This is a genomic window from Methylovorus menthalis (assembly GCF_020523625.1).
GTDB lineage: Bacteria > Pseudomonadota > Gammaproteobacteria > Burkholderiales > Methylophilaceae > Methylovorus > Methylovorus menthalis.
The window spans coordinates 272,284-295,870 of record NZ_JAJAQH010000006.1 but is presented as its reverse complement, the minus strand read 5'-3'; the positions used below and the strand labels follow the sequence as shown (position 1 = coordinate 295,870).

Below are 23,587 nucleotides of genomic sequence, written 5' to 3'. Positions count from 1 at the left end.
TCATGGCAATTGAGGCAATTCATAATAAATATTATGAATATAAATATATTTTTATATTCTTTTACATTATTTAAATGCTTGCTTATCATGGCGTCCATTCCAACTTATTCATTTACGGAGCCCGCATGTTCAAGCGCATCGCCATCATTGCCCTGCTGTTTTCCCAATCTGCCTGGGCAGATACCTCAATCCTGAATGTTTCTTACGATGTGACGCGCGAGTTTTATAAGGACTTCAACCCTGCCTTTGCCAGTTACTGGAAACAAAAAACCGGCGAGACAATCACCATCAACCAGTCGCATGGCGGCTCTAGCAAGCAGGCCCGCGCCGTGGCCGATGGACTCGAGGCCGATGTGATCACCATGAACCAGAGCAATGACATTGATATTCTCTACGAGCGCGGCAAGCTGATACCCAAGGATTGGCAAAAACGCCTGCCTTATAACAGCTCCCCCACCGCATCAACCACGGTATTCCTGGTGCGCAAGGGCAACCCCAAGAAAATCCAGGACTGGAATGATCTGGTAAAACCAGGCGTGGCCGTCGTAGTGCCGAACCCCAAGACCTCCGGCAATGGTCGCTACAGTTATCTTGCCGCATGGGGGTATGCCGTCCGTAATGGCGCGGATGAAAACAAGGCAAAAGAATTTGTCGGCAAGCTGTTCCGCAATGTGCCTGTGCTGGACACCGGCGGCCGTGGCGCCACTACGACCTTTGCGCAACGCGGGATTGGCGATGTGCTGCTGACCTTTGAAAACGAAGTGTTTCTGATCAAAAAGGAGTTGGGCAATGATCAATTCGACGTGGTGTATCCGTCATCCAGCATCCTTGCCGAGAATCCGGTAAGCGTCGTCGACAAAGTCGTCAACAAGCGCAATACCCGTGCAGTTTCCGAGGCATATCTGAATTACCTGTATTCAGAAGAAGGTCAGGAAATCGCCGCGCGCCATTACCTGCGTCCCAAGCTGGAAAGTGTTGCCGCCAAGCATAAAGCCGACTTCAAGCCGATTGACCTCTTTACTGTTGAAGAAGTATTCGGTGGCTGGACCAAAGCACAAAAAACACATTTTGCTGATGGCGGTATCTTTGACCAAATTTACGCAAAATGAAGGAGTCCATTCATGACTATTCCCAACCAAGATCTGAGTTATCTTGAAACCCTGAAATCCCAGCTGCGTGAGACGCTGCATTTGGACCTTGATGATTACGGCCTGGACGAGCTTTCGCGTGGCGAGTTCAGCAACACCTTCCTGGGCATCCAGTTGCACACGGCTTTTCAGCCGATTTATGACAGCGAAGCTGGCGACCTTTTCGGCCACGAAGCCTTCCTGCGGCCATCCCTCGGTGGCGTGCAGGAAGTCAGCCCGCACTTTGCGTTTTACTACGCCGAGCAATCAGGCAAGCTGGTGAAGTTTGACCGCGTCAGCCGCACCTTGCATGTGCTGAATTTCCGCCAGCTGCATGCCGAAAACGGCCTGCTGTTCCTGAATGTGCATACCAAGCTGCTGGCAAGTGTGAATGCCCACGGCAAGGTATTTGAGCGCATCCTGCATAGCAATTCGGTGCCAACCAACCGCGTGGTCATCGAGATTCAGGAAAGCGCAGTTGACCAGGAAAAACCGCTGACGGAGGCGGTAGAAAACTACCGCGACCGCGGCTACAAGATTGCGATTGATGGCTTCGGCAGCAGGCATTCCAATCTGGATCGCCTGTGGAAGCTTTCTCCTGATTTCGTCAAGCTGGATATCCAGTTGATTCAGGAGGCCGAGCGCAATCCACGTGTACGCAAAATCATTCCGAAACTGCTCGGCATTATTAGCGATCTGGGCGCGCAACCTGTCATTCAAGGTATTGAAACCCAGATTCAGTTTGATATTGCGATTGAATCCGGCGCGAGCTTGCTGCAAGGCTATTTCCTCGGCAAACCAGTCACGGCCAAGGAGTTGCAAGCCGTCTCGGTTTTCAAGCCCAGTATCCGGGTCGCGGCCTGATTATCCCAGTTCATATCTCCTCCTTAAGACCGGTGTGCATGCGTGGCATGCCCCGGTTATTTTTTATAATCATTTAGTTATATCAATATAAAAACATAGTATTTTTAATATATAAGCAAGTTTGTTACATTGGCGCCCGATTACTGCACTTTAATGCACCTACAACGACGATAAAAATGGCTAAAAGACATCACGTTTTACCTGGATTCAATCTTTCCCTCGGGTACACCATCCTCTATTTGAGCCTGATCGTGCTGATCCCGCTGGGAGCAGCCTTCCTGAAAACCACAGAACTCAGCTTTGCTGAATTCTGGACAACGGTTACCGCACCTCGCGTGCTGGCTTCCTACAAACTCACCTTCGGCGCCTCGTTGATAGGCGCGCTGATCAATGCCGTATTCGGTTTGCTCACGGCCTGGGTGCTGGTGCGCTACACCTTCCCCGGCAAACGCCTGGTGGATGCACTGGTGGACCTGCCATTCGCGCTGCCAACAGCAGTGGCCGGTATCGCACTTACCGCCGTATATGCGGGCAATGGCTGGCTGGGCTCTTTGCTCGAACCGCATGGCATCAAAGTCGCCTTTACCCCATTGGGGGTGGTGGTCGCTCTCACCTTTATCGGCCTTCCGTTCGTGGTGCGTACCGTGCAGCCGGTGCTGGAGGACCTCGAAGCCGAAACCGAAGAAGCCGCCGCGAGTTTGGGCGCTAACCGCTGGCAGACCTTCCATAAAGTCATCCTGCCTGCGATCTGGCCCGCGCTGCTCACCGGTTTTGCATTGGCCTTCGCTCGCGCCGTAGGCGAATATGGCTCGGTCATTTTCATCGCAGGCAATATGCCCATGGTGTCTGAAATCACGCCACTGATCATCATTACCAAGCTTGAGCAATACGACTACACCGGCGCTACCGCCATTGCCGTTGTCATGCTGGTGATCTCCTTCATCCTATTGTTGGCCATCAATGGTCTGCAATGGTGGAGCAGTCAGCGCAACGCTAAATCCGCCGAATAACATACACAAAGTCAAAGGCAAGCACGCATGTCATCTACTGTCTCTCATCTCGGTCATTACCAAGCCAAGGTTGCCCGCAGCCGCGCCACCTCTGAGCCTGCGTGGATACGCTGGTCATTGATCGCCATTGCCCTGGCATTCCTCAGCCTGTTCCTGTTCATTCCGCTGGCAGCGGTGTTTACCGAAGCCTTGCGCAAGGGCTTTGAAACCTATATTGCGGCACTGATAGAGCCGGATGCGCTTTCCGCCATCAAGCTCACCGTGATTGCCGCCGCCATTTCCGTCCCACTGAATCTGGTGTTCGGCGTGGCCGCCGCATGGGCCACTGCTAAATTCGATTTCAAGGGCAAAAGCGTGCTGATCACGCTGATTGATCTGCCCTTCGCCGTATCACCGGTGATTGCCGGTCTGATCTATGTACTAATCTTTGGCTTGCAAGGCTGGTTTGGCGAATGGCTGATCGACAATGATTACAAAGTCATCTTTGCCATCCCGGGCATTGTGCTCGCCACGGTGTTCGTCACATTTCCCTTTGTAGCGCGTGAGCTGATTCCACTGATGCAGGCGCAAGGCAAGGAAGAGGAAGAGGCCGCCCTGGTACTGGGTGCCTCCGGCTGGCAGATACTCTGGCGCGTGACGCTACCCAATATCAAATGGGGCCTGTTGTATGGCGTGATTCTGACCAATGCCCGCGCCATGGGCGAGTTTGGGGCCGTATCCGTTGTGTCAGGCCACATTCGCGGCATGACCAACACCATGCCACTGCATGTCGAGATTCTCTATAACGAATACAACTACGCTGCCGCGTTTGCCGTGGCATCGCTGCTGGCTTTCCTGGCGCTGGTCACCCTGGCATTGAAAACCTTCATCGAATGGCAATCAGCCCGCAGCGCACGTACTACCGAACAATTATCTGAAGAATAAAAGAGGCCGCAATGAGCATCGAAATTCGCAATATCCATAAACGCTTCGGCAAATTCAATGCCCTGAACAACATCAACCTGGATGTTCCCACAGGTGAACTTGTGGCCTTGCTCGGCCCGTCCGGTTGCGGCAAAACCACGCTGCTGCGCATTATTGCCGGCCTGGAAGCCGCCGATGAAGGCAGCATTCTGTTTCATGGGAGCGATGCCACCAGCCGCGATGTACGTGAACGCGAAGTCGGCTTTGTCTTCCAACATTACGCCCTGTTCCGCCACATGACAGTATTTGAAAACGTCGCCTTTGGTCTGCGCGTACGCCCACGCAAAACACGTCCATCCGAAGCAGAAATCCACCGTCGCGTGCATGCCCTGCTTGAGCTGGTGCAGCTGGACTGGCTGGCTGGCCGTTATCCACCGCAGCTCTCTGGCGGTCAGCGTCAGCGTATCGCCCTGGCCCGCGCCTTGGCAGTGGAGCCCAAGGTACTGCTGCTGGATGAGCCATTTGGCGCGCTGGATGCGAAGGTGCGCAAAGATTTGCGTCGCTGGTTGCGTCGCCTGCATGACGAACTGCACATCACCAGTGTATTTGTGACCCACGACCAGGAAGAGGCGCTGGAAGTCGCAGACCGTATCGTGGTCATGAACCAGGGCAATATCGAGCAGATTGGCAGCCCGCAGGACGTGTATGACCAACCGGCATCGCCGTTCGTCTACAAGTTCCTCGGCAACGTTAACCAGTTCCATGGCCGCGTGCATGCAGGCAAGGCGCATATCGATACGCTGGCACTGGATATCGACGACCATCACGAGACCGACAACACGCCGGCGCATGCCTTCGTTCGTCCGCATGATATTGAAGTGCTACGCGAGCGCGGCACCCAGCCCGCATTCAGCGCCGTGGTCAGCTATATCAATGCGATAGGTCCGCTGGTGCGCGTAGAGCTGCAACGTCAGGATAACCAGAGCATCGTCGAAGCCGAGCTTACCCGTGAACGCTTCCGCGAACTGGCCCTGCAACAGGGTGAAGCGGTGTATATCCAGCCGCGCAATGTTCGCGTGTTTCTGGATGTGCCAAATTAAACACCCCAGCTAAACACCCGACCTGACAGCACAGGCCAACCAGACGACTGGAGGCTAGTACGCAAGTACTAGCCTCTTTTTTTTTCGAGTCGACAAACACAAGTCGACCTGACAGAACCAATCAACAGGGAATCATCATGAGAAAACAACATCACCTTTTCAAGGCATTGCCTGCCCCTTCGTCTTCTTTACTTTGGCTGGCCCTGGGCGCCGCCATTCCCCTCCAAGCCCATGCGACCGATGGCTATTTTTCCCATGGCTATGGCGTCAAGGCACAAGGCGCTGGCGGCGTCGGGATTGCATTGCCGCAAGACACCTTGAGCATCGCATCCAACCCGGCAGGCCTCACAGCGATTGGCAATCGCCTCGATATTGGCGCCACCTGGTTCAGACCGGTACGCGATGCTGAAATCGAGGGCAGCCCATCTCCCATCAATGGCAAGTACGACGGTAATGACACCAAGAACTTTCTGATCCCGGAGTTTGGTTACAGCAAGCAGCTGAATGACACCACTACCATCGGTGTCGCCCTGTATGGCAATGGCGGCATGAACACCGACTACAAAAATGGCTTTCCCCTGTTTAACAACACCGGCAGCCGGGTAGGGGTCAATTTCATTCAGGCCTTCGTCACGCCCACCATTGCCTGGAAACTGAGTCCGACCCAATCCGTGGGCATCGGCCTCAATCTGGCATATCAGCGTTTTGAAGCCAAGGGCCTGCAAATCTTTGCCAATAGCTCCTTTTCATCATCGCCGGACCATGTCACCAATAAAGGCGCAGACAGCTCCTACGGCGCAGGCCTGCATCTTGGCTGGCAAGGCAAGATCAACGACCAGGTGACCCTGGGTGCGCATTACCAGACACGCACCTACATGACCAGGTTTGACCGCTACAAAGGCCTGTTTGCCGAACAGGGCGATTTTGACATTCCCGCCAACTTTGGCGTGGGCATTGCCGTCAAGGCCACCCCTGCGCTCACGCTGGCGGGCGACATCCAGCGCATACGCTATAGCGAGGTCGATGCGGTCGGCGCCAGCATCGCCAACTTCTTTACCGCGCAACTAGGCACGGATAACGGCGCAGGCTTTGGCTGGAAAGATGCCACCGTCTTCAAACTGGGCGCGCTGTATGCCTACAGCGAACAACTGACCCTGCGCGCCGGGTATAACCATGTCAACCAGCCCATCCCCAGCAGCCAGACCTTGTTCAATACGCTGGCCCCGGCAGTTGTGGAAGACCATGTCTCCCTCGGTGCTACCTGGAAGTTTGCCAATAGCAGCGAGCTGTCATTCAGCTATACCCATGCCTTTGAAAACGAAATCAAGGGTAATGGCTCCATTCCTGCCGCGTTTGGGGGTGGCGACGTCAACCTCAAGATGTACCAGGATTCACTGGGCGTGGCTTATAGCTGGGTCTTGTAAAAAGCATAGGCAAGGCATGCGGACAGATGACGTGCTTTGGCCTAGAATAGCCGCCATCTGCAGTCCCTTCATTTAGGAACCCTCATGATAGCCTGGGCAAACTTCACCCCCATTCCCGCCTTTGTTGGCGGCTTGCTGATTGGCGTGGCAGCCGCCATGCTAATCCTCCTCAATGGCCGTATTGCCGGGGTAAGTGGCATATTGGGCCGGCTGCTGCAGAGCTGGGGAAAGGAAAGCGCATGGTCCGTGCTGTTTATATTGGGCCTGGTGTTGGCGCCATGGTTTTACAGCCTGGCAGCGCCCCTGCCAGAAGCACAAATTGAAGCGGGACATGCGCGCCTCATTATTGCCGGTTTGCTGGTTGGCATCGGTACACGCCTGGCTTCGGGCTGTACCAGCGGCCATGGCGTGTGCGGGCTTTCGCGTTTGTCACTACGTTCACTGGCGGCGACCATTACCTTCATGCTGGCAGGCATCGTCACTGTGCCTGTTGTTCGCCACCTGCTGGCATAAGCTTTCCTGACTGGACAACCACCATGCGCTTATTGACCGCGTTTGTTTCCGGCCTGATCTTTGGTCTGGGCCTCATCATTTCCGGCATGACCAACCCGGCCAAGGTCATTGGTTTTCTCGATATTTTCGGTCATTGGGACCCCTCCCTCGGTCTGGTCATGGGCGGCGCCATCCTGGTGGGCGTGTTTGCCTTTGGCTATGCCAAATCCCGCAAAACCAGCCTGCTCGGCAACACCATGCAACTCCCCACCAGCCACAGCATTGATAAAAAACTGCTAGGCGGCAGCTTGCTGTTTGGTATTGGCTGGGGGCTGGCAGGCTACTGTCCTGGCCCCGCCATTGCCAGCCTGCTGAGTGATTACACCCAGCCCCTGATTTTCACCGCCGCCATGCTGGGCGGCATGTGGGTCAGCAGCAAACTCTCCTGACCGTCTTCCTTCCTGTCATGTCGGCGCGCAGGAATTAGCCTGCGCTGCCAACATATCCGCGACACCTTAGGCTATAATCGCATCATTTAGCGCTTCTGGACGTCAGGCTAAACTTCATAATGATCAGAAAACTGCTGCAACGCGTTTTTAAAGGCTCTACCTCCACATCCAAAGCTGGCCCTCGCACCGCCAAGGCCAGCGGCTCCGTCAATCGCATCCCGGTTAAGACGCATAAAATCAACCGCAAGCTGCTGAGCACAGGGGCCATCAAAACCACCGAAGGCCTGCAAAAAGCCGGGTTTGAGGCATTCATTGTGGGCGGCGCCGTGCGCGATCTCCTACTGAAAAAGCGCCCCAAAGACTTTGATATCGCGACCAACGCCACGCCCGAGCAGGTAAATCGCGTTTTCCGCCGCTCGCGCATCATTGGTCGGCGCTTTCGCCTGGTGCATGTCTTGTTCGGCGATGAGACGGTTGAGGTATCCACCTTCCGCGGCAGCCACCTGAATGATGATGGCGATGCCAAGATTGCCGACAGCGGTCGCATTCTGCGCGACAACGTATTCGGCAGCCAGGAAGACGATGCCCTGCGGCGTGACTTTACCGCCAACGCTCTCTATTACGACCCCTCCAGCGAAGATGTGCTGGACTTTCACCATGGTTACGAAGATATCCAGGCAGGCATCCTGCGCATGATCGGTGACCCGGTCACACGCTACCGTGAAGACCCGGTGCGCATGCTGCGCGCCATTCGCTTGTCCGCCAAGCTCGGCCTCAAGCTGGATAAAGCCACGGAAGCGCCTATCCCCAAACTGGCTGACGAATTGCAGGAAGTCCCCGCTTCACGCCTGTTTGATGAAATGCTCAAGCTGTTCCTTTCCGGTCATGCCATGGAAAGCGTCAAGGCCTTGCGTCAGCATGGCCTGCATCATGGCTTGCTGCCGCTGCTCGATGTCGTGCTGGAACAACCCATGGGCGAACGTTTTGTCACGCTGGCGCTGAAAAATACCGATGAACGCGTACTGCAGGACAAGCCGGTGTCGCCCAGCTTTCTGTTTGCCACACTCCTCTGGCATGAGGTGCTCACCGCCTGGCAGCAATATCAGGACAATGGCGAGCGCCCTATCCCTGCGCTGCATCTCGCCATGCATGAGGTATGCGATATCCAGGCTGAAAAACTCGCCATTCACAAACGCTATAGCACCACCATGAAGGAAATCTGGGGCATGCAGCCACGCTTTGAGCAACGCTCAGGCAAGCGTCCCTATGCCTTGCTGGAACACCCGCGTTACCGTGCGGCTTATGACTTCCTGCTGTTGCGCTGCGAGTCTGGCGAGCTGCCCATGGAACTGGGCCAATGGTGGACCGACTTTGCCAATAACGATGGCGAGCAACGCACCGCGATGCTGCAACCCGCGACTGCCGAACCCAAGAAACGTCGCCGCCGTTCGCGCAAAAAACCGGCGGCAAAACCTGAAGCGGCATGAGTCGCGCCTTTGTTGCACTGGGTAGCAACCTCAAAGACCCGCAAGCGCAGGTGAGTTCGGCGCTAACCGCGCTGAACACCTTGCCTGACACGCGGGTCATTCGCCCGTCATCCCTTTACCGCACCGCACCGGTGGGCTATGACAACCAGCCCGATTTCATCAATGCGGTTGCCGAAGTGGACACCACGCTCCCTCCTGTTGAGCTGCTGCGCGCGTTGCTGGCGCTGGAAAACCACTATGGACGCGAGCGGCCTTTCCCCAATGCGCCGCGCGTGCTGGATCTGGATTTGCTGCTATATGAAGATGTGCAAATGCAGACCACCGAGCTGACGCTACCGCACCCGCGCATGCATGAACGCGGCTTTGTGATGCTGCCGCTGGCCGAGATTGCACCAGAACTCAAGATTGCCGAGTACGGCACGGCCAACGATCTGGCTAAAGCCTGTGGCGATCAGGGCGTTATCAAAATAAAGGCTGAAAGTTAGCACCATGAGTTTGATCGACAAATTTCCGTATATCGTCATTGAAGGCCCGATAGGCAGCGGCAAAACCACGCTTGCGCGCAAGCTGGCGGATAAATTCTCCGCCAGCTTGCTGCTGGAAAATGCCGAGAGCAATCCCTTCCTGCCACGGTTTTACCTGGATGCGCCCCGTTACGCCCTGCCTACACAGCTGTTTTTCCTGTTTCAGCGTTGCGAACAGATCCGTGACCTGAGCCAGCGCGATCTCTTTGGCAAAGCCACCATCGCTGATTTCTTTCTGGAAAAAGACCCGCTGTTTGCCCGTATGAATCTGGACGATGAAGAGTTTGCTCTCTATCGCCAGATCTACCAGCACCTGCAAGTGCAGGTATCGACGCCTGACCTGGTGATCTACCTGCAAACACCCGTCGACGCCCTGGCCGAACGCGTCAATCAGCGCAACATCAGCTATGAGCAGGAGATTCCGCGCGAATACCTGAAGCGGCTGGCCGATGCCTACAGCGAGTTTTTCCACCAATACGATGCTGCGCCCGTGCTCATCGTCAATAATGAGAATCTCGACATCACCAAGCGTGAAGGCGCGCTGGACCTGCTGATCGAGCGCACCTTGCAGATGCGTGGCCGTCGCGAGTTTTTCAACCCGAACCTGGAATAGGCGTGACCGTACACGATTTGCAGACCATGGCGGCCCGAGGCGAAAAAATCGCCATGCTGACCTGCTACGACGCCAGCTTTGCCAAGCTGATGGAAGCGACTGGCGTGGATGTGCTGCTGGTGGGTGACTCGCTGGGGATGGTATTGCAAGGCGCCACCGATACACTGAGCGTCAGCATGACGGATATGGTCTACCACACCCGCAGCGTAGCCGCAGGTAGCCGCCACACCCTGATCATGACCGACATGCCCTATGGCAGCTATGAAGCTAGCCCCGAAGAAGCGCTTGATAACGCCAGGCAATTGATGGCCGCGGGCGCCCATATCGTCAAGATCGAAGGCGGCGGCCACATGGTCACCACGGCGCAGTATCTGGTCGAGCATGGCGTTCCGGTGTGCGCGCACCTAGGCTTCACGCCGCAATCAGTCAAGCAGCTGGGCGGCTACAAGATTCAAGGCAAAACCGAAGATAGCGCCACCCAGATCATGGCTGATGCCGAAGGCATGAGCGCAGCTGGCGTATGTCTGGTATTGATGGAAATGGTGCCCGCCGCGCTGGCTGCCGACATCACGCGCCGTATTGCTGCGCCGACTATCGGCATCGGTGCTGGTGCAGAGTGTAGCGGCCAAGTGCTGGTGATTCAGGACCTGCTCGGCATCTACACCGGCCCGGCTGACAAAGACCCGGCCAGCTTCAAATCACCGCGTTTCGTGCGCAATTTTTTGCAGGAAAGCACCAGCATTCAGGAAGCCGTTAGCCGCTATGTGCAGGCGGTCAAATCTGGTGAATTCCCCTCCGCGGCCCACGCTTACTAAGCGTTGCACTTCTCCATCGAGCATTTATGGACATCCTACACAGCGTTACCGAACTCCGTGCCCGCCTCGCTGGCGAAACCCGCATAAGCTTTGTGCCCACCATGGGTAATTTGCATGATGGGCATCTCCATCTGGTGAACCTGGCGCGCGAGCATGGCGACTGTGTGGTCGTCAGCATTTTCGTCAACCCACTGCAGTTTGGCCCCAACGAAGATCTGGATAACTACCCGCGCACGCTGGAGCAGGATTGCGCTCGCCTGCAAGCAGCCGGTGCCGATGTGGTGTTCGCACCCTCGGTCAGCGAGATGTACCCCACCGCGCAAACCATGACCATCAGCGCGCCCCCCATTGCCGACAGTCTCTGTGGCGCCAGCCGCCCCGGCCATTTTTCCGGCGTCGCCACCGTGGTGATGAAGCTCTTTAACCTCGTGCAGCCGCAAGTGGCCATATTCGGAAAAAAGGATTACCAGCAGCTCAGCGTGATCCGCGCGCTGGTGCAGCAATTCAATCTGCCGATCACCATCATCGGCGGCGAAACCGTGCGCGAGGCCGATGGCCTGGCGATGAGCTCACGCAATGGCTACCTCAGCCCGGCGCAACGGCAAGAGGCCAAGCGCCTGCATGCTGCATTGCAGCTGGTGAAGCAGGCGATCCAAAAAGGCAATCATGATTACCCCGCCATCTGCGAGCAGACACGCCAGTATTTGACGCAGCTCGGCTGGATCGTTGATTATATTGAGGTGCGTGCAGCATCGACCCTGCAACCCGCCACCGCCACAGATACCTCGCTGGTCGCACTGGCAGCTGCACGGCTGGGCAAAACGCGGCTGATCGACAATCTGGAATTTGACGCAAGCCACCAAGCTTGATTTACCCCCATCATCAGCGGCGAAAAGCTGACTGGAATACCTTTTCGCGCTAACCTTCACCGGGAGCTCACCATGCGTTTGCTGGTTCTGGTTTTAAGCAGTCTGCTCTTCATCAGCCATATGGCTGAGGCTGGCCCCTTGCGCGACCTGATCAACAAGCGTGCCGACGCTCGCAACAGCGACATGGAAGAAGAAGATGCCGCCGACACCGGCGCGGCCCTCCCCGCAGGCGTCAAGCTGCTGGCCGATGTTGCCTACGGTTCGGACAAGCTGCAAAAAATGGATGTATATCTGCCGTCACAAGCCGCTCAGGCCCCCACTGCCCAAGCTCCGATTATTGTCATGGTGCACGGCGGCGCCTGGCGCATAGGCGACAAAACCCACAGCAAGGTAGTCACCAACAAAATAGCCCGCTGGGTGCCCAAAGGCATCATTCTCGTCTCGCTCAACTACCGCATGCTGCCCGGCACCGCCCCCTTGGCACAGGCTGAGGATGTCGCCCTCGCCCTCTCGGTGATCCAGCAAAAAGCGCCCGGCTGGAAAGGAGACTCAGGCCAGCTCATCTTGATGGGCCACTCCGCAGGTGCGCACCTGGTGAGCCTGCTTTCATCACAGCCGTCCATCGCTACCGCCTTCGGTGCCAAACCCTGGCTTGCGACCATCTCACTGGATAGTGCCGCACTGGATGTCCCCACTATCATGCAGCGCCGCCACCCACGCTTTTATGACCAGGCCTTTGGCAAAGACGCCAACTACTGGCGCGCCACCTCCCCGCTACAGCAACTCACTCAGCAGTCACTCCCCCTGCTCGCCGTATGCTCTACCCAGCGCCGGGATAACCCGTGCGAACAGGCATACGGCTATCAACGCCGGGCGCAGGAACTGGGTGTACGCGTTGAGGTGCTGGAGCAGAACCTCAACCATGGCGAGATCAATGGTCAACTTGGGCTGGAAAATCCCTATACCAAGCGCGTGGAAAAATTTATATCGGAGCAATCGGCAGGCTTATCTGAAAAACTGGGGAGCAAGCCCTAGCCCTCCAGCAAGGCGGTATCCGCGCCATTCATCAGGCTGCGATCACCAGGGTAAGGGCCGAGTTTGTCGGCAGCACGCTAAAAACTTCGTTTATTCAGCGTGTTGTTTACCTTATAATGATCGACCGAATTGAACAAACCCAGACCAACCATGCAAAGAACCATGCTCAAATCCAAATTGCACCGTGTGTGCGTGACGCACTCGGAGCTGGACTATGAGGGCTCCTGTGCGATTGACGAGGCATTGCTGGACGCCGCCGATATTCGCGAGTACCAGCAGATCGACATTTACAACGTCAACAATGGCGAACGCTTCACGACCTATGCCATTCGTGCAGAACGCAATTCCGGTGTCATTTCGGTCAATGGCGCAGCCGCACGCAAGGCAAGCCCTGGCGATTTGCTGATTATTGCGACCTATGCCACCTATAGCGAAGTTGAGCTGGAAAAATTCAAGCCCCAGCTGGTTTACGTTGATGCTCAAAACCGCATCAAAGACCAGCGCCAGGCAATCCCCGTACAAGTATCTTCACAGGCCGCCTGAATGTTAGAACTAGAAGCAATGAAACTGGCCGTCATCGACGCGCTGGAAGATATCAAAGCCTTTGATATCACCGTGATGGATGTGCGCAAGCTGACTTCCATGACCAATTACATGATCGTCGCCAGCGCCAACTCCACGCGCCAGGCCAAGGCTATCGCAGACAACGTGCGTGAAAAGCTGCGCGAAAAAGGCGTACCGCTGCGTGGCACCGAAGGCGAAAAAGAAGGTGAGTGGGTGCTGGTCGATCTGGACGATATCGTCGTTCACATCATGATTCCTACCGCCCGCGCCTACTACAATCTGGAACAACTCTGGGGCGAAACCGAGAGCCGTCGCTCTGCCTCCCAGGCCGCCAGCGCCTGAGTCTCCTCCCTTGAAACTGCGTATTCTCTCGGTCGGCCACAAGATGCCTGACTGGGTGGAAAGTGCATGCAGTGAATACCTGAAGCGCATGCCGCGTGAAGCGGTCGTCGAGATTATCGAAATCAAGCCGGACAAGCGCGCCTCAGGCAAAAACGCCGAAGTTGTACAGGAAGCGGAAGCCAAACGCATCCTGGAAGCCGCCGGCAAGGATTATCTGATCGCCCTGGATGAGCGCGGCCAAGAAGTCACCACCATACAGCTGGCTGCCCGCATGGAAACCTGGCTGACCAGCGGGCGGGATATTGCCTTGGTCATTGGCGGCGCCGACGGGTTGCATGCCAGTGTCAAATCGCGAGCCGATTGGTTATGGGGCTTATCCAAACTCACCCTGCCGCATGGCATGGTGCGCGTATTGCTGGCCGAGCAACTTTATCGCGCCTGGACAGTCATTCAGCATCATCCTTATCACCGCGAATAGCGGGCTCTCACCTTTATGACAACCTCGTCCTACGCCCTGGTCTGGTTTCGCCGCGACTTGCGCGATTTTGACCACGCCGCGCTCTACCATGCCCTCAAAGCGCATATGCAAGTCTATTGCGCCTTTGTGTTTGATACCGACATTCTGGATGCCCTGGCAGACCGCGCCGACCGCCGGGTTGAGTTTATCTGGGAAAGTGTACGTGAGCTGCAACAGGCACTAAGGTCGCAAGGCGGTGACCTGATCGTGCTGCATGCTTCCGCCAGGAGCGCTATCCCGGCATTGGCGGTTAAACTCAAGGCCAGCGCGGTTTACAGCAATCGCGACTATGAGCCTGATGCCGTCGCGCGCGATGCCGAGGTAGCAGCCAAGCTCGCCCGCCACGATATCGCCTTTCATCAATACAAGGATCAGGTGATTTTTGAGCAGGATGAAGTGCTGACGCAGGCTGGCAAACCTTATGGCGTATTCACACCCTATAAAAATGCCCACCTGAAAAAGCTCAATGACTTTTATCTGCAAACGTATCCAGTAGACCGTTATCGCCAGCATCTGGCCGCTTCTGAAAAAACGGATATCCCGACACTGGAATCCATGGGCTTTGCCCGCACCAACCTTGGCGAGATGCAGCTGCCGACGGGGATGTCAGGCGGAAAACGGCTGTTCGAAGAGTTTGAGCAGCGCATGTCACGTTATAAGGAGGCGCGTGACTTTCCTGCCGTCAAAGGCCCATCTTATCTTTCCGTGCATTTACGGTTTGGCACGGTGTCGATCCGCCATCTGGCGCGCGCCGCCTGGCAACAGCATAATGCGGGCGCAGAAACCTGGCTGAACGAACTGATCTGGCGCGACTTTTATTTTCAGATATTGCATCATCACCCGAAGGTGGCTGCTGGCCGCGCCTTCAAACCGGAATTTGATGCCCTGGCTTTCCCTAATCAGCAGGCACTTTTCGATGCCTGGTGCGAAGGCCTTACCGGTTATCCACTAGTCGATGCGGCGATGCGCCAACTCAACCAGACCGGCTACATGCACAATCGCTTGCGCATGGTCGCCGCCAGCTTTCTGGTCAAGGATCTGCTGATCGACTGGCGCTGGGGTGAGCGGTATTTTGCCGAACGGTTGATTGACTTTGATCTTGCTGCGAACAATGGCGGCTGGCAATGGGCGGCCTCGACTGGCTGCGATGCCCAGCCCTGGTTCCGCATTTTCAATCCCGTTACGCAATCCGAAAAATTTGATGCTCAGGGCAAATTCATCCGCAAATACGTGCCGGAATTAGCAGCCTGCCATGAAAAGGAAATTCATGCGCCCTGGCTGATACCGCTCTTGCGCCAGCAGAGTATGGGATTGGTTATCAGCAAAGATTATCCAGCGCCTGTGGTAGAGCATAGCGTGCAGCGCGAAAAAGCCTTGTCCCTCTACAAAAAGGCCTCCGCCGCCCCGGCGCCTGAGCATTAATCACCCAGCGCGCGCAAGGCCTTTCCGCTTAAGAGGTTGCGCTCGATGCGCTCAAGCGATACACCTCGCGTTTCCGGCACCAGCAGCAGGGTCAGCAAAATAAACAGCAAATTGCAGCAAGCGTAGAACCAGAAGGTATGGGCACTGCCCAGCACATTCAACATGGTGAGGAAAGTCGCACCGACCACCATGTTGGCAATCCAGTTGGTGAAGGTGGACACCGCAATACCAAAGTCACGGCCACGCAAAGGCTGTATCTCAGAACACAATACCCAGACCAGCGGCCCGGCAGACATGGCAAAGCCGGTAATAAAGATCAGCAGCATCGCCACTGCGGCCATCTGCTGCGCCTGACTATCAATGCCGACATGCATCAGCAGGCCCAGCACACCTATGCCCAGGCCCATGGTCAAAAAGCCGACGTAGAGCACTGGCTTTCGCCCCCAGCGATCCACCAGCGCAATGGCAATGAACGTCGCCAGTACATTGGTCAACCCCACAATCACCGTGCCCCACATCTGGGCCACGGGGTCATTAAACCCGGCCAGATCAAAAATGCGTGGTGCGTAATACATGACCACATTCATGCCGGTCAATTGCTGCATGATCTGCAACAACATGCCGAGATAGACGGCCCGACGCACATGCCGATTGGCAAAGAACAAGGCCCAGCCCTGCTGTTTTTGCGCGAGCTGTTGCTTGATTTCATCCAGCTCGTTTTCAACCTCGGTTTCATTCACGCGCAACTGCTGCAAGACGCGGCGGGCATGGGCTTCACGCCCGCGCAGCATAAGCCAGCGCGGACTGCGCGGCAGCAATAAAACCCCGAAAAAGAGAATCACGGCCGGGATGGCAATAATGCCCAGCATCCAGCGCCATGCGCCGCTGTAGCTAAAGAAGGTATTGGAAAGAAACGCCAGCAGAATGCCGAGCGTAATCATTAGTTGATAAAGCGAGATCATGGAACCACGCACTTTGCCAGGCGCGATTTCGGACAAATACAAAGGCGCGGTAAACGAGGCAATACCCACCGCCAGCCCAAGCAGCACGCGCGCCAGTATCAGGGGCAATGGCCCCCAGGCGGCCGCACACAACAACGAGCCCACCACGAATAGCAAGGCGCCCAGCAGCAAGGAGTACTTGCGGCCGAGCCGGTAAGATAACCAGCCCGCAGCAAGCGCGCCAAATGCGGCACCGAACATCATGGAGCTGACAATCCATTCCTGCACCTGGTCGGGCACATCAAACTCGCGGGCAATAAATGGCAGCGCACCGGAAATCACCCCGATATCCAGTCCAAACAACAGGCCTGCCAAGGCGCCAAGCAGGCCGGTCATGAACACCTTGCGCCTTACCTGCGTGGCATGACGGCTGGTAGCAGAGAGTATTTCGCTCACAAAACAACTCCTGTGCCGGGTTGATGCCGCATGTTAGCATGGGCTGCGTCAAAAGCTTCTGAACAAAGCGCGCTTTCCATAGTCATTCAGACAACATTCGTAAACCACAGGAGTCTTTATGTCACACAATCAAGCCGCCATTGAAGCCATTGCCGATCGTTTTACCGAACTGGTGCAGCAAGCCTTTGATAACGCCTATGAAGTTAACGATACCGACACCACCTTCAGCGAGTTTGTTGAAGAACTGTTCGAAAACATTGAACAGGTATTCTCTGAACACGTCGCCACAGAGGTGCTGCAATTTACTGATAAAGAAGTCGAAAGTTATAACGGCGGCAGCGGTCTTTACCTGGACGACATTCAACCCCTGCTGGATGATGATGAAGACGACGAAGAAGTCGAGGATGATTACGACGACGAGACCGAGCACTAAGTCGGCTTCTGGTGCCTCTGTTATTCGGCGCTGAAATAGTCCTGCACGCGCTCAACTTCATGGCGCGAGCCCAGAATCACCGATACGCGCTGGTGCAAGGCTTGCGGGGCAAGCTCCAGCAGACGCTGGCTCCCTGTGCTGGCCAAGCCTCCTGCTTGTTCCACCAGCATCGCCATGGGGTTGGCCTCATAGAGCAACCGTAATCTGCCGCCCTGTGCGGCATTTTTATTATCCATGGGGTACATGAAAATGCCGCCGCGCAACAGAATGCGGTGCACCTCGGCCACCATGGAGGCCACCCAGCGCATATTGAAATCGACTCCGCGTGGCCCGCTGGTACCCTGCACGCACTCGTCCACATAGCGCTTGATGGCTGGCGGCCAGTGACGCTGGTTGGACATATTGATAGCAAATTCACGACTATCCTCGGGTATCCGCATTTGCGGATGCGTCAACATGAATTCGCCTGTCCCATGATCCAGCGTAAACCCATCCACCCCATTACCGGTCGTGAGGACCAGCATGGTAGAAGAACCATACAAGGCATAGCCAGCGCATACCTGCTGCACGCCGGGCTGCAAAAAGTCTGCCACTTGTGGTGTTACGCCCCCTGCCGGACAACGCAATACTGAAAAAATGGAGCCCACTGAAATATTGACGTTTACGTTGGATGAACCATCCAGGGGATCAAACAGCAGCAAATACCGACCCTGCACACCCTCCGGCATCAGGTATGGATCGTCCATTTCCTCAGAGGCCATACCAGCCAGCAATCCACTGGCCTGATTACTCTCCAGGAAAATCGTGTTGGCAATCACATCCAGCGCCTTTTGTACTTCACCCTGCACATTCTGGCTGCCGAGGTCGCCCATGGTGCCCAGCAACGCGCCCTGATTGACCGCCTGCGCCACGCGCTTGCAGCTGGTCACGATGTCGTTAAGTATCAGCGTGAGTTCGCCTGTCGCGCCGGCATGCTGCTGCTGGGCGCGCGTCAGGTAATGTTGTATGGTCATCAATGACATGCGACAAGGTTCCTCTGATAGACAATTCATGGGGTGCACTCACCAGCGAAAATCATCAGCAGAAGCATGGTGACCATTCTGGTCACCACTGTCAGATTTTCGCAACTGAATCTCTGGTGAAGCTCAGCAAAAAAGTGGACAATGCACAGGCCGTCGGTTAAAGTCCGATGTGGTTTCCGGCCCGGGCCGGTCGTCCAACGCAATAATATCAATCATACAGTTTGGAACAACGCATGCGCACCAAATCATATGCCGTCATTGCCAGCCTCGTCTTGGCCTCCCTGTTATCAGGCTGTGCCTCGCAAGCCAACAAAGACCCGCTCGAAGGCCTCAATCGTGGCGTTTACAAATTCAATGACACTGCTGACAAAGCTGTCATCAAGCCAATCGCCGGGGCATACAAGGCCGTGTTGCCGTCCCCCGTACGTTCTGGCGTAAGCAACTTCTTTAACAATCTGGGCACCTTTGTCTCCGTTATCAACAATCTGTTGCAGTTCAAGATTGATAACGCCATGAGCGAAGCTGGCCGCTTTGTCATCAACAGCACCTTCGGTGTTGCAGGTCTGATTGATGTGGCATCCAAAGATGGCATTGAGCGTCACCCTGAAGACTTCGGTCAAACCCTGGGTTACTGGGGTGTAGGCAATGGCGCCTATCTGGTTCTGCCTTTCCTCGGCCCAAGCACACTGCGCGACACTGGCGGTCTGGTCGTCGATACCATGGCGTTTGATCCGATCACCTATGTAGATAATCCACGTACCCGCAATCAGGCTCGCCTGCTGAACCTGATCGACAAGCGCGCACAATATCTGCCAGCGAGCGACCTGCTGGACGATGCAGCACTGGATCCATATGCTTTCATGCGTGATGCCTACCTGCAACGTCGTGCCAACCAGATCAACGACAACGTCAGTGTCAGCAATGACGACGACGATGATCTGCCAGAGCCTAACGTCAATGGCGACAAGAAGTAAGTCAGACCTGATCTGATCCAACAAAAAGCCCGGCATGCCGGGCTTTTTGTTTATCTGGATTCACGCTATCTGGTTTTCTTGTATCCAGATAGCCTTAACTGGACAATCAGTCACCCGCCACGGTCATCTGTTCAATCAGGATAGAGCCTACCTGCTTGGAGCCCTGCACCAGCACATCACTGCCTATGGCCACGATCTGCATGAACATATCGCGCAGATTGCCGGCAATCGTGATTTCTTCTACCGGATGGACGATCACGCCATTCTCCACCCAGAAACCTGCGGCGCCACGCGAATAATCGCCGGTCACCATATTGATGCCGTGACCCAACAGCTCAGTCACCAGCAAGCCGGTGCCCATTTGCCGCAACAAGCCGCTCAGGTCTTCTGCAGGCTTGCCCTGCTGGGTCACCATCAGATTATGGTTGCCGCCTGCATTGCCTGTCGTTTGCATGCCCAGCTTGCGCGCCGAATAACTCGAAAGCACATATCCTTGCAATACGCCGTTTTCAACCAGCATGCGCGGGGTAGTAGCAACGCCTTCGTTATCAAACGGGGCACTGGCGAGTGCGCCGGGAATATGCGGCTGCTCGCTGATATTCACAATGGATGACATCACTGGCTTGCCGAGGGAGTCGAGCAGGAAGGATGATTTGCGATACAAACTGCCGCCAGAAACGGCACTGATCAGATGCGAAATCAGCCCCGAAGCCAGCGAGGCATCAAACAATACAGGGACTTGCGCGGTCTTGATGCGGCGGCAACCCAGGCGACGCACCGTGCGCTCACCTGCCAGCTGCCCGATGTTTTTCGGGCTATCCAGCCAGTCAGCGTTGCGAGCCGTGCTATACCAGTAATCGCGCTGCATGGCCTCGGCCTCCTCGGCGATCACCGAGCAGCTGATGCTATGGCGCGAGCTCAGGTAGCCACCAGAAAACCCATGGCTATTAGCATACGAAAACAGGCCTTCGTAGGTCGAGACTGAGGCGCCTTCCGAATTGGTGATGCGCGCGTCGACTGCACGGGCGGCACCTTCACACTCCTGTGCCAGGCGGATGGCATCATCCACCGAAATCGTCCATGGATGATGCAAATTCAGATCCAGCACGTCACGCGCCATCAAGGCGGCGTCAGCCAGACCACAAAACTCGTCTTTAGCGGTGTAACGGGCGATGTTGCATGCTGCCGCCACCGTGTCCTGCAAGGCTTGCGAGTTCAGGTCCGAGGTACTGGCATGGCCTTTTTGCTGGCCAAAATACACCGTGACCGACATGCCCTTATCGCGGTTGTACTCAATGGTTTCCGTCTCGCCCATGCGCACGGACACATTCTGCCCGACACCAAAACTGACTTCAGCCTCAGCGGCACTGGCGCCAGCGGCCTTGGCCAGCGCCAATACGCGCGCGCTCATCTCGCGCAGGTCATCCAGCGTATGACTGAATCCGGTGGTTGGGGCAACGTGGGTTACGCTCACATTAAGTCTCTTGAGGAAAAACTGCTATCATACCCCAGCATGAAACCTAATGAGACAAACAACGCCGCCGAGGCGGATATCGAAGACAGCCCGCTCAGCAAGACCAAGCGCAAAGCGGCCATGGACGCACTGCAGGATCTGGGCGTCACCCTGGTCGATCTGCCCAAGGAACGGCTGGCCAAGCTGGATCTGCCAGAAGCGCTGAATGATGCGATACGTGAAGCCAAGCGCATTACCGCCAATGGCGCGATTCGCCGCCAGATGCAATACATCGGCCGCCTGATGCGCAATGTGGATACCGCGCCTATCATCGACCAGCTGCAACGCTGGGAAGGCAAACACAACGCGCAGACTGCCTATTTCCATCAGCTTGAACGCTGGCGCACCCGCCTGATTGAAGAAGAAGCCGCGCTGCAAGACTTCATGTCGCACTTCCCGGCGGTGGATATCCAGCAATTGCGCACCCTGATACGCAATGCCCGACGCGAAGCAGCAGCCAACAAACCACCCAAAAGCAGCCGCGAACTCTTCAAGTTATTGCGCGAAGTCACTGCCCCCAGCGCAGCTCCTGAGGAAGAAGCAGAAGACGAAGCGGAAGAGTGACGAGCCAACGTGACCAGGCTCCACGCCGCATAAAAAAGCCCGCTCAAACCAGCGGGCTTTTTTTACATGGCATTAATGCCCATGACCAGATTCCGTCTCCGGCTCGCCACGCGGCGGTGGCAGAAAAAACTTGCCGGGCTCCTTGTTCAAACGCTTGAGCAAGGTCACCAGGAAGCGGCGCCACTGCACAAAGCTCACCTTGCGTGATTTCATCGCCACATACAGCGCCAGACTGAAACTCACCAGAAGATTGACGGTGCCAATCAGCAACACGCTTACCGCGGCGATAACAGCCAGTTGCCAGGTAATGTTGAAATCGAGGGCGGTGAACGAAAAGCCGACAAATGCGGATGAAAACGCAATGTGCCGGATATCAATCGGCAAGCCCAGCAACACCCCCAGGCCCGACATGCCGCCCAGCAGGCAACCGAAATAAAAATTACCTGCCAAGGCACCCAGATTGTTTTCCACATATTTCGCCACGCGTTCCAGTCGGGCAGGCCCCAGCAGCATCCGCAGCCAGCCGAGTGCTTTCAGCCGCTGCGGGATCTTGTTGTAAATCGCGAGATTGTCGTGATACCCGGCTATCAAGCCAGACAAAAACAGGCAAACCCCGGCAACACCGGCGTAAATCAGCGCGCCGCTATGCCACGGGTGAATATCTGCCAGCAACTTATGCGCCTTTTCCGGGGGAATAAAATGACTGCCAGTAAGCGTATAAATTGACCAGCCAATCAGCATCGCTACTGGCACCGCCAGCGACACATTGCCAATAATGGCAATGGTCTGGCTGCGTATGGTCTGCGCGATGATATTCACCAGATTATCCATCTCCCGGCTCTTGCCATCACTGGCATCAATACTGGCAGCAATGGCGGCGGCCGTCATCGCGGGCTGCTTGGTCGCCACCGTGAAGTGCAGGATATGGATAATGACAAAGCCCAGGCCGTAATTGAGGCTGAACAGGATAGCTTCAGTTAGCGGGGCGTAATGCTTGCCCGCTGTGACGATCTTGAGCATCGCCATGAAGGCGATGATAATGCCAGCCCCCATGGCCGAGCGCATCAGGCCATAGTACTCACGGCGGTTAGCGGTGATGTAATGCTCACCGGTACGGCTGGCATTTTCGGTCACGCGTAGTGCCAGCAGCTCCATGTTCTCGCGCCAGTGCTTGCGGACATCGTTTTTGTGACACTCGGCGGAGACCAGCTCTTTCAGCAGATGCACAAACTCCAGGTTGGCACTCTCTCCTACCCGCTGACTCGCGATAATGCGCAACAGGCTTTCCAGGCGGCGAATTTGTTGCGTCATGCGCTGTAACAAAAAGGTCAGATGAATGCTGGTCCCGGTTTGCGAGCTGTTACGGCGTATCTTGCCAACCACCTGTCGGCATTGATCCAGCATCACCAGAATATGGCGTATGTCGTTTTTGTCATCCTCAGGTACTTCAAGAAAATTACCCAGCTCCACATTCTGGATGATGAAGGGCGATGCATGGTTTTCCAGCTCAGGATGACTGCGTATCAGCTCCGGCTCCAGGCCAGAGGCAGACAGGCGATACGACAGCACCTGCACGGCATCCAGCAGGCCACGCTTGCAAGCCTCCAGCAGACGAGTATCCGCCTCGTCAAATCGCATGGCCTCAAGCAATTGCAGCCACACCTCGTCCGGCACATCGATCACCCAGACTTCATCCTGCCGACGGCGGAAAATCTGCCCGAAAATATCTTTCAGATATTGCGGATCGACCGCCTCAGGCAAAATCTTGTGGCCCACCCGGCGAAACATTTCGGTAAAAAAACCACTGCTAGGCTGGATGCCCGCATCCACGTAAAGCGATACGGGCCTGCGCCCACCGAGCAAACCAAGCACCGCTTCATGCAGCGCCTGCGCGAGTTCGGGTTCGCGATTCAGCACATGACACAAGGCCTGGATGGCATGCGCGGCATGGTCTCGGTGATCACCGCGCGCCGGGCGTATCTGATCGACCAAGTCGGCCAGCAAGCGCACCGGCTCACTTTTGTGTTGCAGGTAGTCGTGGAGGATTTTGTCCATCATGGTTTATTGCTTTTGTTGTGTCGTTGGCTGGATTGTAAGCATGCACGAACGTGCCTGCCAATGGAAGGG

The 23,587-nt window shown here is 55.9% G+C and carries 25 protein-coding genes; 21 read left to right on the top strand and 4 right to left on the bottom strand.

Annotation, left to right across the window (positions count from 1 at the left end):
- Positions 1–125 precede the first annotated feature (125 nt).
- The 18 genes from LG204_RS07200 (at position 126) to LG204_RS07115 (ending at position 15,557) form a co-directional block, all read left to right on the top strand.
- Positions 126–1,109 carry a sulfate ABC transporter substrate-binding protein gene (locus tag LG204_RS07200; protein WP_230336632.1) on the top strand — a complete coding sequence of 328 codons (984 nt, stop codon included), beginning with the start codon at positions 126–128 and terminating at the stop codon, positions 1,107–1,109.
- A 12-nt stretch (positions 1,110–1,121) separates the two neighbouring features.
- Positions 1,122–1,991: an EAL domain-containing protein gene (locus tag LG204_RS07195; RefSeq protein ID WP_230336631.1), complete on the top strand. Its 870-nt coding sequence runs from the start codon at positions 1,122–1,124 to the stop codon at positions 1,989–1,991.
- 176 nt (positions 1,992–2,167) lie between these two features.
- Complete coding sequence (gene cysT / locus LG204_RS07190) at positions 2,168–3,001, top strand: sulfate ABC transporter permease subunit CysT (RefSeq protein WP_230336630.1); 834 nt, start codon at positions 2,168–2,170, stop codon at positions 2,999–3,001.
- 27 nt (positions 3,002–3,028) lie between these two features.
- Positions 3,029–3,925, top strand: a complete 897-nt coding sequence (gene cysW / locus LG204_RS07185) for a sulfate ABC transporter permease subunit CysW (RefSeq protein ID WP_230336629.1) — start codon at positions 3,029–3,031, stop codon at positions 3,923–3,925.
- Between the two features lie 11 nt (positions 3,926–3,936).
- On the top strand, positions 3,937–5,004 hold the full coding sequence (locus LG204_RS07180) for a sulfate/molybdate ABC transporter ATP-binding protein (RefSeq protein WP_230336628.1): 1,068 nt from the start codon (positions 3,937–3,939) through the stop codon (positions 5,002–5,004).
- Between the two features lie 137 nt (positions 5,005–5,141).
- Positions 5,142–6,428 (top strand): OmpP1/FadL family transporter, encoded by a 1,287-nt coding sequence (locus tag LG204_RS07175; protein WP_230336627.1) that lies wholly within the window; start codon positions 5,142–5,144, stop codon positions 6,426–6,428.
- An 84-nt stretch (positions 6,429–6,512) separates the two neighbouring features.
- Positions 6,513–6,941 carry a YeeE/YedE family protein gene (locus LG204_RS07170; RefSeq protein WP_230336626.1) on the top strand — a complete coding sequence of 143 codons (429 nt, stop codon included), beginning with the start codon at positions 6,513–6,515 and terminating at the stop codon, positions 6,939–6,941.
- A 23-nt stretch (positions 6,942–6,964) separates the two neighbouring features.
- Positions 6,965–7,369 (top strand): DUF6691 family protein, encoded by a 405-nt coding sequence (locus LG204_RS07165; protein WP_230336625.1) that lies wholly within the window; start codon positions 6,965–6,967, stop codon positions 7,367–7,369.
- A 119-nt stretch (positions 7,370–7,488) separates the two neighbouring features.
- Complete coding sequence (pcnB, locus tag LG204_RS07160; RefSeq protein WP_230336624.1) at positions 7,489–8,856, top strand: polynucleotide adenylyltransferase PcnB; 1,368 nt, start codon at positions 7,489–7,491, stop codon at positions 8,854–8,856.
- Positions 8,853–9,341 carry a 2-amino-4-hydroxy-6-hydroxymethyldihydropteridine diphosphokinase gene (folK, locus tag LG204_RS07155; protein WP_230336623.1) on the top strand — a complete coding sequence of 163 codons (489 nt, stop codon included), beginning with the start codon at positions 8,853–8,855 and terminating at the stop codon, positions 9,339–9,341. Before pcnB ends, folK begins: the two co-directional genes overlap by 4 nt.
- A gap of 4 nt (positions 9,342–9,345) precedes the next feature.
- A complete protein-coding gene (locus LG204_RS07150; protein WP_230336622.1) occupies positions 9,346–9,993 on the top strand; it encodes a deoxynucleoside kinase in 648 nt (215 codons plus the stop codon).
- Positions 9,994–9,995: 2 nt separating this feature from the next.
- A complete protein-coding gene (gene panB, locus LG204_RS07145) occupies positions 9,996–10,808 on the top strand; it encodes a 3-methyl-2-oxobutanoate hydroxymethyltransferase (protein ID WP_230336621.1) in 813 nt (270 codons plus the stop codon).
- A gap of 26 nt (positions 10,809–10,834) precedes the next feature.
- Positions 10,835–11,677, top strand: coding sequence for a pantoate--beta-alanine ligase (gene panC, locus LG204_RS07140; protein WP_230336620.1), 843 nt, complete (start codon positions 10,835–10,837; stop codon positions 11,675–11,677).
- A 72-nt stretch (positions 11,678–11,749) separates the two neighbouring features.
- Positions 11,750–12,712 (top strand): alpha/beta hydrolase, encoded by a 963-nt coding sequence (locus LG204_RS07135; protein ID WP_230336619.1) that lies wholly within the window; start codon positions 11,750–11,752, stop codon positions 12,710–12,712.
- 150 nt (positions 12,713–12,862) lie between these two features.
- Complete coding sequence (panD, locus tag LG204_RS07130; protein ID WP_230336618.1) at positions 12,863–13,255, top strand: aspartate 1-decarboxylase; 393 nt, start codon at positions 12,863–12,865, stop codon at positions 13,253–13,255.
- Positions 13,256–13,618, top strand: a complete 363-nt coding sequence (gene rsfS, locus LG204_RS07125) for a ribosome silencing factor (protein ID WP_230336617.1) — start codon at positions 13,256–13,258, stop codon at positions 13,616–13,618.
- A gap of 10 nt (positions 13,619–13,628) precedes the next feature.
- Positions 13,629–14,096 (top strand): 23S rRNA (pseudouridine(1915)-N(3))-methyltransferase RlmH, encoded by a 468-nt coding sequence (rlmH, locus tag LG204_RS07120; RefSeq protein WP_230336616.1) that lies wholly within the window; start codon positions 13,629–13,631, stop codon positions 14,094–14,096.
- Between the two features lie 15 nt (positions 14,097–14,111).
- A complete protein-coding gene (locus LG204_RS07115) occupies positions 14,112–15,557 on the top strand; it encodes a cryptochrome/photolyase family protein (RefSeq protein ID WP_230336615.1) in 1,446 nt (481 codons plus the stop codon).
- On the opposite strand, the gene LG204_RS07110 is transcribed toward LG204_RS07115, so the two are convergent.
- Complete coding sequence (locus LG204_RS07110; RefSeq protein ID WP_328441380.1) at positions 15,554–16,954, bottom strand: sugar porter family MFS transporter; 1,401 nt, start codon at positions 16,952–16,954, stop codon at positions 15,554–15,556. The two genes, LG204_RS07115 and LG204_RS07110, sit on opposite strands and share 4 nt — an antisense overlap.
- Before the next feature lie 118 nt (positions 16,955–17,072).
- On the opposite strand from LG204_RS07110, the gene LG204_RS07105 reads away from it, so the two are divergent.
- On the top strand, positions 17,073–17,387 hold the full coding sequence (locus LG204_RS07105; RefSeq protein WP_013442899.1) for a hypothetical protein: 315 nt from the start codon (positions 17,073–17,075) through the stop codon (positions 17,385–17,387).
- Between the two features lie 20 nt (positions 17,388–17,407).
- On the opposite strand, the gene LG204_RS07100 is transcribed toward LG204_RS07105, so the two are convergent.
- Positions 17,408–18,409, bottom strand: a complete 1,002-nt coding sequence (locus tag LG204_RS07100) for a class 1 fructose-bisphosphatase (RefSeq protein ID WP_230336614.1) — start codon at positions 18,407–18,409, stop codon at positions 17,408–17,410.
- Positions 18,410–18,642: 233 nt separating this feature from the next.
- Between LG204_RS07100 and LG204_RS07095 the strand changes: the two genes are divergently transcribed.
- On the top strand, positions 18,643–19,383 hold the full coding sequence (locus tag LG204_RS07095) for an MlaA family lipoprotein (protein ID WP_230336613.1): 741 nt from the start codon (positions 18,643–18,645) through the stop codon (positions 19,381–19,383).
- A gap of 106 nt (positions 19,384–19,489) precedes the next feature.
- On the opposite strand, the gene pmbA is transcribed toward LG204_RS07095, so the two are convergent.
- Entirely contained in the window at positions 19,490–20,857 is a 1,368-nt protein-coding gene (gene pmbA, locus LG204_RS07090) for a metalloprotease PmbA (RefSeq protein WP_230336612.1), read from the bottom strand.
- Positions 20,858–20,896: 39 nt separating this feature from the next.
- On the opposite strand from pmbA, the gene yjgA reads away from it, so the two are divergent.
- Positions 20,897–21,460 carry a ribosome biogenesis factor YjgA gene (gene yjgA / locus LG204_RS07085; RefSeq protein ID WP_230336611.1) on the top strand — a complete coding sequence of 188 codons (564 nt, stop codon included), beginning with the start codon at positions 20,897–20,899 and terminating at the stop codon, positions 21,458–21,460.
- Between the two features lie 72 nt (positions 21,461–21,532).
- On the opposite strand, the gene LG204_RS07080 is transcribed toward yjgA, so the two are convergent.
- The gene (locus LG204_RS07080; protein WP_230336610.1) at positions 21,533–23,518 is read right to left on the bottom strand and encodes a site-specific recombinase; all 1,986 of its coding nucleotides are present in this window, start codon (positions 23,516–23,518) and stop codon (positions 21,533–21,535) included.
- Positions 23,519–23,587: the final 69 nt, after the last annotated feature.

What these genes read in the sequence shown, in the direction of transcription:
- LG204_RS07200 (WP_230336632.1), top strand. Translation starts at nt 126, where the DNA reads ATGTTCAAGCGCATCGCCATCATTGCCCTGCTGTTTTCCCAATCTGCC.
- LG204_RS07195 (WP_230336631.1), top strand. Translation starts at nt 1,122, where the DNA reads ATGACTATTCCCAACCAAGATCTGAGTTATCTTGAAACCCTGAAATCC.
- cysT (WP_230336630.1), top strand. Translation starts at nt 2,168, where the DNA reads ATGGCTAAAAGACATCACGTTTTACCTGGATTCAATCTTTCCCTCGGG.
- cysW (WP_230336629.1), top strand. Translation starts at nt 3,029, where the DNA reads ATGTCATCTACTGTCTCTCATCTCGGTCATTACCAAGCCAAGGTTGCC.
- LG204_RS07180 (WP_230336628.1), top strand. Translation starts at nt 3,937, where the DNA reads ATGAGCATCGAAATTCGCAATATCCATAAACGCTTCGGCAAATTCAAT.
- LG204_RS07175 (WP_230336627.1), top strand. Translation starts at nt 5,142, where the DNA reads ATGAGAAAACAACATCACCTTTTCAAGGCATTGCCTGCCCCTTCGTCT.
- LG204_RS07170 (WP_230336626.1), top strand. Translation starts at nt 6,513, where the DNA reads ATGATAGCCTGGGCAAACTTCACCCCCATTCCCGCCTTTGTTGGCGGC.
- LG204_RS07165 (WP_230336625.1), top strand. Translation starts at nt 6,965, where the DNA reads ATGCGCTTATTGACCGCGTTTGTTTCCGGCCTGATCTTTGGTCTGGGC.
- pcnB (WP_230336624.1), top strand. Translation starts at nt 7,489, where the DNA reads ATGATCAGAAAACTGCTGCAACGCGTTTTTAAAGGCTCTACCTCCACA.
- folK (WP_230336623.1), top strand. Translation starts at nt 8,853, where the DNA reads ATGAGTCGCGCCTTTGTTGCACTGGGTAGCAACCTCAAAGACCCGCAA.
- LG204_RS07150 (WP_230336622.1), top strand. Translation starts at nt 9,346, where the DNA reads ATGAGTTTGATCGACAAATTTCCGTATATCGTCATTGAAGGCCCGATA.
- panC (WP_230336620.1), top strand. Translation starts at nt 10,835, where the DNA reads ATGGACATCCTACACAGCGTTACCGAACTCCGTGCCCGCCTCGCTGGC.
- LG204_RS07135 (WP_230336619.1), top strand. Translation starts at nt 11,750, where the DNA reads ATGCGTTTGCTGGTTCTGGTTTTAAGCAGTCTGCTCTTCATCAGCCAT.
- panD (WP_230336618.1), top strand. Translation starts at nt 12,863, where the DNA reads ATGCAAAGAACCATGCTCAAATCCAAATTGCACCGTGTGTGCGTGACG.
- rsfS (WP_230336617.1), top strand. Translation starts at nt 13,256, where the DNA reads ATGTTAGAACTAGAAGCAATGAAACTGGCCGTCATCGACGCGCTGGAA.
- LG204_RS07115 (WP_230336615.1), top strand. Translation starts at nt 14,112, where the DNA reads ATGACAACCTCGTCCTACGCCCTGGTCTGGTTTCGCCGCGACTTGCGC.
- LG204_RS07105 (WP_013442899.1), top strand. Translation starts at nt 17,073, where the DNA reads ATGTCACACAATCAAGCCGCCATTGAAGCCATTGCCGATCGTTTTACC.
- LG204_RS07100 (WP_230336614.1), bottom strand. Translation starts at nt 18,409, where the DNA reads ATGTCATTGATGACCATACAACATTACCTGACGCGCGCCCAGCAGCAG.
- LG204_RS07095 (WP_230336613.1), top strand. Translation starts at nt 18,643, where the DNA reads ATGCGCACCAAATCATATGCCGTCATTGCCAGCCTCGTCTTGGCCTCC.
- yjgA (WP_230336611.1), top strand. Translation starts at nt 20,897, where the DNA reads ATGAAACCTAATGAGACAAACAACGCCGCCGAGGCGGATATCGAAGAC.
- LG204_RS07080 (WP_230336610.1), bottom strand. Translation starts at nt 23,518, where the DNA reads ATGATGGACAAAATCCTCCACGACTACCTGCAACACAAAAGTGAGCCG.